This is a genomic window from Kiloniellales bacterium, assembly GCA_030064845.1.
Classification (GTDB): domain Bacteria; phylum Pseudomonadota; class Alphaproteobacteria; order Kiloniellales; family JAKSDN01; genus JASJEC01.
In genome coordinates, this window is record JASJEC010000018.1 from 14,775 (window position 1) to 29,051 (window position 14,277).

12 protein-coding genes are annotated in these 14,277 nt (G+C 66.2%); 11 read left to right on the forward strand and 1 reads right to left on the reverse strand.

The annotated features are described in order from the left end of the window. Positions 1-193: 193 nt before the first annotated feature. The 11 genes from hppD to QNJ67_09160 all read left to right on the forward strand — a co-directional run bounded on the left by hppD (position 194) and on the right by QNJ67_09160 (position 13,095). Positions 194-1,273, forward strand: coding sequence for a 4-hydroxyphenylpyruvate dioxygenase (gene hppD / locus QNJ67_09110; protein MDJ0609125.1), 1,080 nt, complete (start codon positions 194-196; stop codon positions 1,271-1,273). After that, positions 1,273-2,985 carry a type II secretion system ATPase GspE gene (gspE, locus tag QNJ67_09115; protein ID MDJ0609126.1) on the forward strand — a complete coding sequence of 571 codons (1,713 nt, stop codon included), beginning with the start codon at positions 1,273-1,275 and terminating at the stop codon, positions 2,983-2,985. The genes hppD and gspE overlap by 1 nt, the downstream gene beginning before the upstream one ends. Position 2,986: 1 nt before the next feature. Continuing rightward, positions 2,987-4,204, forward strand: a complete 1,218-nt coding sequence (locus tag QNJ67_09120) for a type II secretion system F family protein (protein MDJ0609127.1) — start codon at positions 2,987-2,989, stop codon at positions 4,202-4,204. A 15-nt stretch (positions 4,205-4,219) separates the two neighbouring features. Next, positions 4,220-4,690, forward strand: coding sequence for a type II secretion system major pseudopilin GspG (gene gspG / locus QNJ67_09125; GenBank protein MDJ0609128.1), 471 nt, complete (start codon positions 4,220-4,222; stop codon positions 4,688-4,690). Positions 4,691-4,702: 12 nt separating this feature from the next. Then, on the forward strand, positions 4,703-5,113 hold the full coding sequence (locus tag QNJ67_09130) for a prepilin-type N-terminal cleavage/methylation domain-containing protein (protein MDJ0609129.1): 411 nt from the start codon (positions 4,703-4,705) through the stop codon (positions 5,111-5,113). After that, entirely contained in the window at positions 5,110-5,745 is a 636-nt protein-coding gene (locus QNJ67_09135; GenBank protein ID MDJ0609130.1) for a prepilin-type N-terminal cleavage/methylation domain-containing protein, read from the forward strand. Before QNJ67_09130 ends, QNJ67_09135 begins: the two co-directional genes overlap by 4 nt. A 37-nt stretch (positions 5,746-5,782) precedes the next feature. Further along, the gene (locus tag QNJ67_09140) at positions 5,783-6,880 is read left to right on the forward strand and encodes a PilN domain-containing protein (protein MDJ0609131.1); all 1,098 of its coding nucleotides are present in this window, start codon (positions 5,783-5,785) and stop codon (positions 6,878-6,880) included. A 248-nt stretch (positions 6,881-7,128) separates the two neighbouring features. Then, a complete protein-coding gene (locus QNJ67_09145) occupies positions 7,129-7,740 on the forward strand; it encodes a hypothetical protein (GenBank protein MDJ0609132.1) in 612 nt (203 codons plus the stop codon). A 257-nt stretch (positions 7,741-7,997) separates the two neighbouring features. Beyond that, positions 7,998-10,121 carry a type II secretion system secretin GspD gene (gene gspD, locus QNJ67_09150; GenBank protein MDJ0609133.1) on the forward strand — a complete coding sequence of 708 codons (2,124 nt, stop codon included), beginning with the start codon at positions 7,998-8,000 and terminating at the stop codon, positions 10,119-10,121. Positions 10,122-10,399: 278 nt separating this feature from the next. Further along, positions 10,400-12,148 (forward strand): AAA family ATPase, encoded by a 1,749-nt coding sequence (locus QNJ67_09155; protein MDJ0609134.1) that lies wholly within the window; start codon positions 10,400-10,402, stop codon positions 12,146-12,148. Between the two features lie 11 nt (positions 12,149-12,159). Further along, a complete protein-coding gene (locus tag QNJ67_09160; protein ID MDJ0609135.1) occupies positions 12,160-13,095 on the forward strand; it encodes a general secretion pathway protein GspB in 936 nt (311 codons plus the stop codon). 16 nt (positions 13,096-13,111) lie between these two features. Here QNJ67_09160 and QNJ67_09165 read toward each other — a convergent pair whose 3' ends face one another. Further along, positions 13,112-14,260, reverse strand: coding sequence for an MFS transporter (locus QNJ67_09165; GenBank protein ID MDJ0609136.1), 1,149 nt, complete (start codon positions 14,258-14,260; stop codon positions 13,112-13,114). Positions 14,261-14,277 lie beyond the last annotated feature (17 nt).

Here is a 14,277-nt window from a genome sequence, read left to right on the forward strand (position 1 = left end):
TGAGGGGGCGGCGGGCCCGCTGGAGGGCAGAACTACCGAAAGCGGGTTCGGCTGGCCAGCACCGATCCGGCTGTTTCCAATGTTTTGCTTGCCAAGGCGGCGGGCTGTGATCAGGTAGTAACACATTAAGGATAGTTTCGCCTGTCAGCGCGCATGATTGGGCGCGAGTGGGTTCAGTCAGAGAGGTTCGACCATGGCCAGCGCGAACACGGGGGCGCGGAAAGGGGGGCAGGGGAACTGGGAAAATCCGATGGGCACCGACGGCTTCGAGTTTATCGAGTATGCCGCCGAGGATCCCGCCGCGCTCGGCGGGCTGTTCGAACAGTTGGGCTTCGTCGCCTCGGCCCGGCACCGCTCGAAGGACGTGACGCTTTATCGCCAGGGCGACGTCAACTTCATCGTGAACGCCGAACCGGCGAGCTTCGCGCAGTCCTTCGCCAGGGTGCACGGCCCCTGCGTCTGCGCTATCGCCATCAGGGTCGCTGACGCCAAGAGCGCCTACGACCGCGCGATCGCACTCGGCGCCAAACCCCATGCCGCACAGGTCGGCCCGATGGAATTGAACATTCCCGCGATCAAGGGCATCGGCGACAGCCTGATATACCTCGTCGACCGCTACGGCGACCGCAGCATCTATGACGTGGACTTCGTTCCCCTTGAGACCGCGTCGGCGCCGCCGGCCAGCCTGACCTATGTCGACCACCTAACGCACAACGTCTATCGTGGCCGCATGGACCTCTGGGCAGAGTTCTATGAGCGCCTGTTCAACTTCCGGGAAATCCGCTTCTTCGATATCGAGGGCAAGCTGACCGGCCTGAAGAGCCGGGCGATGACGAGCCCGTGCGGCAAGATCCGCATTCCGATCAACGAGTCGGCCGACGACAAGTCCCAGATCGAGGAGTATCTGGCGGCCTACAAGGGCGAGGGGATCCAGCACATCGCCCTGGGGACCGACGATATCTTCGGCGCCGTCGAGTCCCTCGCGGAGCGGGGCATCACCTTCATGCCGCCGCCGCCCGCCAGCTACTACGAAGGCGTTGCGGGCCGCCTGCCAGACCACGGTGAGGACCTGGAGCGCATGCGGCGCAACTCGATCCTGATCGACGGCGCGCCCGGCGGCGGTACGCTGCTGCAGATCTTCACCAAGACGGTGATTGGGCCGATCTTCTTCGAGATCATTCAGCGCAAGGGGGACCAGGGTTTCGGCGAAGGCAACTTCCAGGCTCTGTTCGAAGCGATGGAGCAGGACCAGATCGATCGCGGAGTGATCTGATGGCCGCGCCCGCAGAGAACCTGGAGAGCTTCGAGGAGACCTTCGGTTCCTTCCTGGTCGAGCGCGGGGTGCTCGACCCGGCGGCCGTGGCCCGGGCGCGGCGGCTTTCGGTCGAGGGCGGGGACCCGCTCCACGTACTCTTGCCGAAGCTCGGCCTGATCTCGGAACGCGACCTCGCAGAGTCCTTGGCGGAACACCTCGGATTGCCCTTCGTGGGCGCGGGCGACTTTCCCGAGATTCCGGTGCTCGAAGAAAAACTGAGCCCGCGCTTCCTGCGCGAATCGCGCGTCCTGCCGATGTCGCTCGGGGCCGAGGGGCTGGTGCTGGCTATGGCCAACCCGCTGGATTCCTACGCCCAGGATGCACTGCGGCTGACCTCGGGCTGCGAGCTGCTGCCCTGTGTCGCCGAGCCGTCGGAGATCGAGGCCGCGGTCGAGCGGCTCTACGGCCAGGGTTCGTCCGCCATCGGCGGCATGGTCGAGGAGACCGGCGAGGCCGACGACGCCATGGACCTCGACGTCGAACGCCTGAAGGACCTGGCCAGCGAGGCCCCGGTGATCCGCATGGTCAACCATCTGATCGACCGGGCGGTCGAGGCGCGGGCGTCGGACATTCACATCGAGGCCTTCGAGAACCGGACCCGGGTTCGGTACCGCGTGGACGGTGTGCTCCAGGAGGTCGATCCGCCGCCGAACCGCTTCCGCGCCGCTCTGGTTTCGCGCATCAAGATCATGGCGCGCCTCAACATCGCCGAGCGCCGCCTGCCCCAGGACGGCCGCATCAAGCTGGCGATCCGGGGCACGCCGATCGACCTGCGTGTCTCGACCGTGCCGACCATGCACGGCGAGGGGGTCGTGCTGCGCGTGCTCGACCGCCAGGGCGTGAAGCTGGATTTCGGCGCGCTCGGCGTGGCCGGCAAGAACCTCGAGACCTACCTGGAAGTTCTATCGCGGCCGCACGGTATCTTCCTGGTGACCGGGCCGACCGGCAGCGGCAAGACCACGACCCTCTATGCCTCCCTGCTGCGGCTCAACAGCCCGGAGCGCAAGCTGGTTACGGTCGAGGATCCGATCGAGTACCAGCTGGAAGGGGTCAACCAGATACAGGTCCAGCCGGGAATCGGACTGACCTTCGCCAACATCCTGCGGTCGATCCTGCGCCAGGATCCCGACGTGATCATGATCGGCGAGATCCGGGACGTGGAGACCGCCGAGATCGCGGTCCAGGCGGCCCTGACCGGCCACCTCGTCCTGTCGACCCTCCACACCAACGATGCCGTGGGGACGATCAGCCGTCTGCTCGATATGGGGGTCGAGGACTATCTCCTGACCTCGACCTTGAGCGGGGTCGCCGCCCAGCGGCTGGTGCGCACCTTGTGTCCGGCTTGCCGCCGGAAGGAACCCGTGCTTCCCGAACTTGCCCAGCAGCTCGGCCTGGCGCGTTTCGCCAAGGACGACGAGATCGCGCTGTGGCAGCCGACGGGCTGCGAGGAGTGCCGCGGGTCCGGGTATCGCGGGCGGACCGGCCTGGTGGAAACCCTGGTGTTGAACGACGAGGTGCGCCGCCTCATTCTGAGCCGGGCCGAGGCGAAAGAGGTCCAGCGGGCCGCCATGGAGGCGGGCATGATCTCGATGTACGATGACGGCCTCATGAAGGCGCTCGACGGCCAGACCACGGTCGAGGAAGTGTTTCGCGTGACAAGAGACGTCTGACATGCCCTGGTTTGCCTACAAGGCAGTGACCCCGGCGGGCGAGGTCATAGAAGGCGAACTGGAGGCGGTCGATCAGTCGGCCGTGATCGAGCGGCTTCGCGGCCAGGGGAACATCCCGATCCGGGCCGAGGAGCGGCGGCGCGGCGGCGGCGGCGCGCGCCGGGTCGTCATGCGCCGGGGCGCCAGGGTCGCGTCCCGCGACGTCGCCATGCTGACGCGCGAGATGGCGATCCTGCTGCGCGCGGGGCTTCCCCTCGACCGAGTGCTCTCGACCTTGAGCGGCCTGTCGCGCCCCGGCCCGGTACGGGACCTGGTCGACCGGGTCGCGGAGAAGGTGCGCGGCGGCGCCAGTTTCGGCGATGCCCTCGAGGCCGAGGGGGACGTCTTTCCCGGTTTCTATATCGGCATGATCAAGGCCGGCGAGGCCGGCGGCTCGCTCGAAACGGTTCTGGAGCGCCTGGCCGAGACGCTAGAGCGGGCGCAGTCGCTGCGCGAGAGCGTGCGCTCGGCGCTGCAGTATCCGGCGCTGGTGGTGGGCCTCGCGGTGGTTTCGCTGATCGTCCTGATGACCAAGGTCGTGCCGGAGTTCCGGCCCCTGTTCGACGAAGCCGGGGCGGCCCTGCCGATCTCGACCCAGATCATCATCGCGATCTCCGATTTCATGCAGGACTTCTGGTGGGTGCTGCTGGCCGTTCTGGTGCTGGCGTTCTTCGCCATCAGGCGGCACAACGCCACGCTCGAAGGCCGGCTCCGCTGGGACGCCTTCCTGCTTCGGCTGCCGCTGCTCGGCGAGTTGCTGCTGAAGATCGAGGTCGCGCGCATGACCCGGACCTTCGGCACGCTGCTGACCAACCAGGTCAACGTGCTGAATGCCCTGTCGATGACAATCGGGACCCTGGGCAACCGGGCCGTCTCGACCAGCCTGCTGGATCTCCGCAACCGGCTGGCCAAGGGCGAGGGCCTGGCGCAGCCCCTTGCCGAGACGGGGATCTTTCCGATCATGGCCGTGCAGCTGATCCAGGTCGGCGAGGAAAGCGGACAGCTGGAGGCGATGCTCCTGCGGGTCGCCGACATCTACGACGACGAGGTCAAGCGCACCATGAGCCGGCTTCTGGCCCTGCTCGTGCCTGTCGTGACCATCGTTCTCGGCGTAGTCATCGCGCTGATCATCGGCTCGATCCTCGCCGCGATTCTCAGTTCCTACGATCTACCGTTCTGACGAGGAGGGCTTTCGGTGTTCATCGTGCATAGGTCCGTCGCGCTGGGGGCCGGCCCGCGCAAGAAATCGAAACGGCGCGCCGCCCAGCGCGGTTTCACCCTGGTCGAGCTCCTCGTCGTGCTGGTCATCCTCGGACTGATCGCCACCCTGGCGGCGCCTCGGGTGCTCAACTACCTCGGTGGCGCCAAGACCGATACGGCCAAGCTGCAGATCGAACGCCTCGCCACGGCGCTCGATCTCTACCGGCTCCAGGTCGGAGACTATCCCGACGAAACCTTCGGTCTCACGGCGCTGATCGAGCAGCCGTCGAACGCCGACCGCTGGAACGGCCCCTATGTCACCAAGAACGAGGCGATCCAGGACCCGTGGGGGCGCCCCTATGTCTACCGCTACCCTGGGAACCACGGAGAGTTCGACCTCTTCTCCCTCGGCAAGGACGGCCAAGAAGGGGGCGACGGCGAGGACGCAGATATCACGAGCTGGTAGGGAGCGCTTGCCGTGTACGGCCGGACGCCGCAATCGAGACGCCGCGGCTTCACGCTGATCGAGGTTCTGGTCGCCTTCACCATTCTGGCGCTGTCGCTGGCCGCCGTGATGCAGGCCTTCTCCACCGGTCTGACCGGGCTGCGCAAGTCACAGACCCACGTAACGGCGGTGCTGCAGGCCCGCTCCAAGCTCGCCGAGGTCGGGCGCTCCATCCCGCTCGCGGCCGGTGAGAGCGACGGGCGCCTGGCCGACGGCGCCGCCTGGCGGCTGACCATCAGCCGCGTCGAGGACGGCGACGACCCCGCCCTGGGACCGGCCGCCGACCTAGGGCTGGCGCTCTACGACGTGGTGATCGAGATCGAGCGGCCGGACGAGGCCAGGGTCGCGCTGAAGACTCGCAGACTGAACCAGGAACCTCTATGACGCCCGCCTCGCGCCTCCGGAAACCCGCCGCGGCCGGCTTCACGCTCGCAGAGCTTCTGGTCGCCATGACCTTGCTTGGCCTGATCTCGGTGGCCTTGTTCGGCGGGCTAAGGTTCGGCGCCCGGGCCTGGGAGGTCGGCATGCAGAGGGCCGACAATCAGTCGCAGGTCGAGGCGGTCCAGAACGTCCTGCGCCGGCAGCTCGAGCGGGCGGTGTCCTTCGCCTTGGCTGACCAGACCACGAGCTTCTACGGTGATGGCGAAAGGCTTCAGTTCAGCGCCCCGGCCGCATCGCAGTTCGGCCCCGGCGGCTTTTACCGTTTCGAGCTTCTGACCGTTTCGGATCAGGGTCGGGACGACCTTATCCTGCGCTGGAGCGTCGAACGCACGGATCTAGAAGAGAGCGGGATCGAACCCGAGGAACGGGTCCTGCTTGCCGACGTCGCCGGCTTGGAGTTCGGCTACTTCGGCGACCCCGAGCGCTCGTTCGAACCGGATTGGCGGGAAGAATGGCAGGACGTGGATCTGCCGCCGGAACTGATCGCGGTCCGGATCGCGTTCCCCGAGGACGACGATCGGGAGTGGCCGGAGTTGATCGTGGCCCCCCGGCTGAGCCTCAACGCCGTCTTCTGAACCCGGCAACCCAAGGAACTGGAGAGGACAGGAAAACTTGCGCGAGGTTTTGGATAGGCTGCGGGAACCGCTTGCGCGCTTCCTGGCCTGGTGGTTCGGCGAGCTGTCCGCCTGCGTGCCGGCGCGCCTTCGCAGCCTGCTGGAGCGGGGCGGGCAGCGACTTTGGGTCTCGATCGAAGGAACAAAGGTCGTGTTCGAGCAGGTCAAGGGCAAGTCAGTGCAATGGCTCGGCAACCTGGACCTGGCCGAGGGCAATCCCGACGTGCAGCGCGACACCGCGCAGGAGATCGTCGCCGCCTCCAAGCTGCGCAAGGCCTCGGTGGTGCTCCGCCTGCCGCGCCGGAACGCGCTCCGGCGGACGGTCGAGTTGCCGTCGCCGGCGCTGGAGAATCTGCGCGAGGTCCTTACCTTCGAAATGGACCGGCATACGCCTTTCGATGCCGGCGACGTCTACTTCGATTTCCGGGTGGCCGGACACAACAAGCAGCAAAAGCGCATCAGCGTCGATCTCCTGGTCGCCTCGCGCCAGGTGGCGGACGAGGCGCTCGGCCGGCTCGCCGACTGGGGGTTGCACGCCGATCGTCTCGCCCTGATCGAGAGTCCCGAAGAGGACTCCGGCTTCAACCTGCTGGCCTCCTCCAGCGGCGACCGTAGCCAGCCGCGTACCCGGCGCCTGACCAACATCCTTCTGGTTGCCACGGTCTTTGCATTGGGACTGGCGATCTATCTACCGCTCGAAGACAAGCGGGCCTTCCTGCAGAACCAGGAGGCGCGGCTGGCAACCATGCGCAGCGAGGCGCAGGAAACCAGCAACCTCACCAAGCAGGTCGCCGATCTGGGTGAGCGAAGCCGCTTCGTGCTCAATCAGAAGCGGGGCCTGGTGACGATAACCGAAGTCCTGAACGAAGTTACCCAGGTCCTGCCGGATGACACCTGGCTGCTTCAGTTCGGCCGGCGCGGCGGGCGGCTGACCATCTCCGGCTACTCGAGCAACCCGTCGTCCCTGATCAGCCTGCTCGAGGAGTCCGAGCTGCTCTCGGAAGTCAGCTTCAGTTCGCCGGTCACGGCGGACCCGCGCGTCGGGCGCGAACGCTTCAACATCTCGGCGAGAATCGTAACCCGCGAGACCGAATAGACCGGCGGCCCCGGGCCGCATTCCAGGAGAACCCCAGCCGCTCCGGCCTACCCGTTCAGTCTTTAGAGACTGGAAACACCTTCGGTATAGGGTTAACGTTCCTGGTGTTCCCCGCTTTTGCGTTGCGTGAAGGCGATGAAATGGCAGGGAAAATGCCGGGTTTCGGGCCAACCTGACCGGCCATTTGCATGTTTTCGGTCTGAAGATCCGGCAGTTTTGCAGGGCCGCAGGGTCCAGCGGGAGGGGTCATGATCGGTCGCGGAGGCCAGAGCGCGCTCATGCCGATGGCCCTGGTCGTCGTCGGTCTCGGCATCGCGTGGATGCTGTATCAGCAGCTGCAGAGCACGGTCAGGCGCGACTTCTCGGGCGAAGCTGTCGGGACGGACTTGGTGACCCTGCCCCAGGAGATCGCCGACCCGGTCTACCGGATGCCGCCGATGCGCCAGTTCGACGCGATCCTGCAGCGGCCGCTGTTCTCTCAATCGCGGAGGCCGGTCGCCGTCGCCGAGGCGGCGCCCGCCGTGGTGAGCGGGAATCTCGGGCTCGCCCTCCTCGGCATCACGATCGCTTCGGACGAGCGCTTCGCTCTGGTCATACCGGAGGGAGGGGGTGACACCCTAAGGCTGCGCGAAGGACAGGACTACCAGGGCTGGATGCTGTCGGCCATCGAGCCTGACACGATCGTATTCACGCGCGCCGGCGCGGAGGAGCGTCTGGAACTGTCGTATGACGTTGCCCCGCCGCCGCAGCAGCAGCAAAGACGTCGCCGGACGGCCCAACCTTCGCAGAGCGGTCAGAACGAGAATAGCCGCCGCAAGAGGATCACTGGTGCCGATCAGGAAGAGGGGGCAGAGGACTGAGAATGGGGGTTCGGGGCCGGGGCGTGCAAAATTCGACTCGGCATCTGGAAACAAAGAAAAAAATGTCGCTGAATCAGTCACATGAGAGCAACAACGTTTGGGGTAACTTTAACCAATATCTAACGGCTATCCTTAACCATGGGGCCCGAGCGGTACGGCGTCGGCCAACCCGTGCCGCGAATGAGAAGGAAGAAGTATTGCGTATCCGGTTTAGGACAGGGAACGGGGGCCGAGCCAGGTGGATCGCTGCCTGCCTGGTGGCCGGCGCCGTATTGGCGGCCTGCGAGACCGGGGTCAAGCCGACCAACAAGGACCGGCCGCGGGAGTCCCAAGCGGTGATCGCGGCCGCCACCGCCAGGTCGCTCACAGAGCGCGGCGCGTTGCGCGAGCCTTCGATGATCGGCCAACCGGTCCAAGCCAGCCCGGCAGGCCTGTACGGACCGGAGTTCTATCGCGGGACGGGAGAACTGGCCCGGGACACCGACGTCGAACAGCTCGATGCCGGCATCGGATTGAACGGTAAGATCACGCTGAACTTCGCCAACGCCGAGATCCGCGACGTGATCGATATCGTGCTGGGCGACACGCTCAATCTCAATTACGTGATCGATCCCTCGATCCAGGGCACGATCACTGTGCGGACCAGCCAGCCGCTGGATCGGTCGAACGTTCTGCCGGCGCTCGAGAACATTCTTTCGCTCAACGGCGTGGCCATGACCCTGGTCAACGGGACCTACATGGTCGTGCCCAAGGAACTGGCATCGAAGGGACTGGTGACCCCGGCCGTCGCGCCCTCGGACTCCGAGATGGCCCGCGGTTACGGGATTAACATCATTCCCCTGAACTACGCCTCGGCGAACTCCATGGTGGAGGTGCTGGAACCCTTCGTGAATCCGGGCACGCTGCGGGCGGACAACGCCAGGAACCTGCTGGTCTTCACCGGCAGCGGCAACGAGACCCGGGCGCTCATGGACCTGGTCGACATCTTCGATGTGGACTGGATGAGCGGTATGTCCTTCGCGCTTTTCCCGGTCGACGTCGCCGACGTGAACAGCCTGGTCACGGACCTGTCCGCGGTGTTCCTGCAGGACGGGGCGAGCCCCCTGGCAGGCCTGGTGCAGTTCGTGCCGATCGAGCGCCTCAATGCCGTTCTAGCGATCTCTCCGCAGGCCCGCTACCTGGACCGCGCGGAGATCTGGATCAAGCGTCTCGACCGGGGTATCGAGGGGGCCGGTCGGCGGATCTTCGTCTATCCGGTGAAGAACGCCCGCGCCAGCGAACTGGCCGAGATTCTCAGCCAGATCTTCGAGGTCCGCTTCGCGGACGGCACGTCGCCGGCACCGGTGGCCGACGTGGCGCCGAGCTTGACCCCGGTGGAACTCGGTGCTGAAGGCCAGCCGGTCCCGCAGGTCTCCGTCGCGGCCGCGAGCGTGCCCCAAGAGATCGGCGGGCTGGTGCAGGAGACCGGCGATATTCGGATCATCGCGGACGAGGCCATCAACACCCTGCTGGTTCTCGCCACCGCGGGCGAGTACCGCATGATCGAGGCGACGCTCAGAAAGCTCGACGTCGTGCCGCTGCAGGTGCTCATCGAGGCAACGATCGCCGAGGTCCTGCTCAACGACTCCCTCAAGTACGGGATTCAATGGGCCATCGACGCCGGCAACCTGGAGCTCTCGCTGACCACCATCTCGACCGGCGCGATCTCGTCTGTCCTGCCAGGCTTCAACGCACTCTATGCGTCTTCCAACTTCCGCGCGGTCCTGAGCGCCCTGACCGAGATCACCGACGTGAAGATCATCTCTTCGCCCATGCTGATGGTTCTCGATAACCAGACGGCGCGGCTCCAGGTCGGCGACGAGGTGCCGATCGCGACCCAGTCGGCGGTCTCCACCACCGATGCCAACGCGCCAGTGGTGAACTCCATTCAGCTGCGCGATACCGGCGTGATTCTCGAAGTCACCCCGCGGGTCAACCCGGGCGGCCTGGTTCTGCTCGACGTCAGCCAGGAGGTCAGTACCGTCACCGAGACCACGACGTCGGACATTGATTCCCCGACCGTGCAGCAGCGCAAGATCGAGAGCACCGTGGCTGTCCAGAGCGGTGAGACCATCGCCCTGGGCGGCCTGATCCAGGATGACGATCAGGAACGGGTGAGCGGTATTCCGGTCCTCTCGGACATTCCCCTGCTCGGCAACCTGTTCAAGACGACCGACAACGTTTCGGGGCGGCGGGAACTCCTGGTGCTGATCACGCCGCGGGTCGTGCGTAACCAGGTGGAAGCGCGGGAGGTTACCGAGGAACTTCGGAAGCGGCTCAAGTCGCTCGAGCCCCTGGAGGAAAAAATCGTTCCAATTGTGGACGATGACGCTGCCAGTTGATCCCGGGCTGGAAAGTTGGTTAATTCATAGGCGCGAGGCTGGCGTCCGTTTTGGACCTTGGGCCGCTCTTTGGGGCGGTCCTCATCGGCCGGCAAGGGGCCGGCCTGAACCAGCCGGGAGGAGGCGGAGATGGTGTTTTGCATCCTCGGCCGGCATATCGATTGCCACAAAAAAGCGCCACAATCTCCAAGGAAAGTTAATCTCAAAGGGCGAAGATCCTCGAGGAGGGCTCTGTGCCGCGCAAGCGCGGCCGGGCCGCGATTTGGGTAGCCAAGCCGATGTATGAGGAGTTTTTCGGCATAAAGGAGAACCCGTTCTCCATAACGCCGGATCCGCGCTATCTCTACATGAGCAAGGGCCACCAGGAGGCCCTGGCCCACCTGCTCTATGGCATTCGGGAGAATGGCGGCTTCGTCATGCTGACCGGCGAGGTCGGCACCGGCAAGACGTCGGTCTGCCGCTGCTTGCTGGAACAGCTGCCCAATGCCGCCGACGTGGCTCTGGTGCTCAATCCGAAGCTCAACGAGTTGGAGTTCGTCGCCTCGATCTGCGACGAGCTCGGCATCGACTACCCGCGCGAAACCACCAGCCTCAAGGTCCTCATCGACCGCCTGAACCACCATCTGCTCGACATCCACGCCAGGGGCCGTCATGTGGTCGTCATCATCGACGAGGCGCAGAACCTCGGTCCCCAGGTGCTGGAGCAGGTGCGTCTCCTGACCAACCTGGAGACCTCCAAGAAGAAGCTTCTCCAGATGATCCTGATCGGCCAGCCGGAGCTGAACGAGCTGCTCGGGCGCTTCGAAATGCGCCAGCTGGCCCAGCGGGTCACCGCACGCTACCACCTGGAGCCGCTGAGCCGGGCCGACGTCAAGGCTTACATCGACCACCGCCTGTCTGTCGGTGGCCTGCCGCCGACCCTCTTCTCTAATTGGGCGCGCGAAGCGATCTACCGTCGCTCGGGGGGGATTCCCCGGCTGATCAACAGCCTCTGCGACCGCTGCCTGATCGCCTGCTACGCCAAGAACCGATGGGTCGTGGACGGCACGACCGTGCGGGAGGCGGCGAACGAGGTGTTCGGACGCGGTCCGCGCTGGCGTCGGGCGGTTCCCTGGGCGGCGGCCGCTGCCGCCCTGGCGGCGCTGATCGTCTCGGTGCCGCTCGGCCTCGGTTACGTCCGTTGGGATCCAGTCGGCGGCCTGCTGGCGGGTCTCTCCGCTCCCCATGAAGAGGACGAGCCGGCGCCGATCTTCTCAATGGTGAAGCTGCCGCCGGACGCGCCACGCCCTGAAGTGACCTTGATGCCGGCTGCCGTTCCGCCGTTAGCCGAACCCGTGGACGAGGCGGCGGGTCCGCGTATCGGTCCCTCGACCAGCCCCGCCGCCGACGACGGCGAGGTTTCGCTCTACCAGGTTTTCGACCCGCTGAGCTTCGCCAACGATCCGGAAACCGCCATGGCGGGCCTGTTCCAACTCTGGGGCCTTGATTACGCCACGGTCGATCGCTCGGTGCCCTGTGCGGCATGGAGCAGCAACGGGGTCCAGTGCTACAAGGGCCGGGATAGCTGGAACGTTTTGGTCGGGCTCGATCGTCCCGCGGTCATCACCCTGCAGGACTCGGAGCGCAACCAGGCCCACGCCCTGCTTGTCGCGAGCGGTGAGGGGCGCATCGTCTTGCAGTTCGGCGACCAGCGTGTGGCGACCTCCCGTGCCGCCCTCGAGCCTCTTTGGACCGGCCAATACCTTGTGCTGTGGCGAGCGCCCGAATGGTATCGGCGGGTCTTGAGCAGCGGTCTGGAAGGTCGCGACGTCGCCTGGCTCTATAATCGCCTTTCCCGGGTCGACGGCATGCCCAAGGTAGAGGTCGTGCGGACGCGTTTCGATGCCGAGTTGCGGGCCCGAGTCATGCACTTTCAGAAAAGCCGGGGGCTTGAGCCTGACGGCATTGTCGGACCGCAGACCATCATCCACCTGGACAACTTCGTGCCGGAGACCCGCGTCCAGGGCGAACCGGACTCGGCTTCCTAGGATCGCGGGCCATGTCCTCGATTCTCAAGGCATTGCGTCGGTCGGAGGAAGCGCGGGCGAAGGACGGCGTGCCCCAGCTGATGACCCGGCACGAAAGGGTTGTCCGGCCGCGCCGGAGAAACTGGCCCTGGATCGTCACTGCGGCCCTGGTCCTGAACGCGCTGATCGTCGCTCTGGCTGTCTGGCCGGCGCCGCAATCCTCGCCTGGACGGGCCGGCCTGAACCTAGAGAGCCGGGTCGAGACGAACGGAACCCGCGCGACCGTTTCGGTTCCCCGGACGCGCGATCCCCGGCTCGAGGGCATCGGCCGGGCGCGCGAGTCGGCCGAGATCGAGCTCGATGTCCAAGCGTCGGTCGAGGGAACGGGGCAACAGGCGGCTCTGCCCGAGTCCCGGCAGCCGACCTGGCTCGAAGACCGGCCGAAACCCAAGCCGGTGCCGAAAAAGGCGCCGCCGGTCCGGGCGCCCAAGGACCTGACTCGCGTTCACCGGGAGCTGAATGCAACCGACTTCGGCCAACAGGCGCTGATGGATTGGGTCCGGGACTATGTCTATGCCCAGGAACCGGCGGTCGAGGAGAAAACCATCAAGCTGGCCTCGGTGGACCCGGTAAAAGCGCTGCCGGCCGAGCCAGTCGAGCCGGTCGAGCAGGAAACCCTTCCCCTGGTCGAACCTGAGCTGCCGGGGCAATCCGAGCCGGCGGCGGTGTCTTACGGCGACGTTCCCCCGCTGTGGAAGCTGCCCCACGCAATCCGCTCGCAGGTGCCCGAAGTCAGCCTCAGCGTCCACGTCTATACGCCGGGCGATTCCAACAGCTTCGTGATCATCGATCGCAAGCGCTACCGCGCCGGGGACTTGGTCGACGGGCGGGTGCAACTGGAAGCCATCATCCCGACCGGCGTCGTGATGGCCTTCGACGGCCACCGCTTCAAGCTCGGCAACCAATAGCCCAGTGGCCGGGCCCTCAGTCCGGCTCTTCCCCTCGATTGCGCAAGGCACGGCTCAGGGGCCAGGCGGCCAGGCTGAGCAGGACCATGGCGAAATAGGCCTTGGCTTCGAATCCGGCATAGAGCTGCCCCGCGGCGAAAACCGCCAGGCCCATGATCACGCCGCCCGATATCGCCGAATAGAGGCCCTGGGCTGTCGCCGAGAGCCGGCGGGGGGCCCGGCGGGCCAGCAGATGAACGGTCGCCAGATGGGCGGCGCCGAAGGTCAGCCCGTGCAGGCACTGCGCGGCGGTCAGCACGACGAGATCGGCCGTTACCGCCAGGACGGTCCAGCGGACGGCCCCAGCGAGCGCGGCCGCTCCGAGCAGCCGGGCCGGCCCGTAGCGGCCGACCAGCCGGTCGCCGACGGTGAACAAGAGGATCTCGGCCACTACGCCGACGGCCCACAGCCAGCCGATGGCGAGACCCGAAATATCCGCCGCTTGCCAGGAGATCGCGGAGAACCCGTAGTAGACGGCGTGGCTCGCCTGGAGCAGGCCGGCACAGACCAGCAGCAATGCGAAGGTCGGGTCCGTAAGCAGCGCCAGCGCGCGTCGGGGGCTTGGCGCCGTTTCCTTCGGCGGCGCGGCCAGCGGCGGAAGCGCGAGCGCGGCCAGCAGACCGAGAAACAGCGCGCCGATCAGCGCCCAGAGCAGGCCGCCGGTCAGATCGCGAGAGACCAGGAATCCGCCCAGGAGAGATCCGGCGATGAAGGAGAGCGAGCCCCAGAGGCGGACGCGGCCGTAGTTCAGGCCCAGTCTCGGCACCGCGCGCAGGGTGTGGCTCTCGCCGAGGGGAATCAGGGCCTGGAAGGAGAGGGCCGCGAGGACCTGGATGAAGAGGATCGCCGCGAAGCCCTCGGCCGCGAAGAAGCCGGCAAAGGCCGCGATGCTCAGCCCGGCGCAGACCGCCATGGCCTGGGTCGTCCGGCCCCAGGAATCGGCCAACCAGGCGACTGCTGGCAGGCCCAGCACCTTGGTCCAGAGCGTAACGGCGACGAGCAGGCCGACCTGGGCGGCGTCTAGGCCCTGCGCGCTCAGCCATACCGGCCAGAACGGCAGATAGACGCCCAGCATGAGGAAGACGGCGCCGTAGAACCCCGAGAAGCGGATTGCTGGACCGGTCACGGGCGAGACGCCGGGTG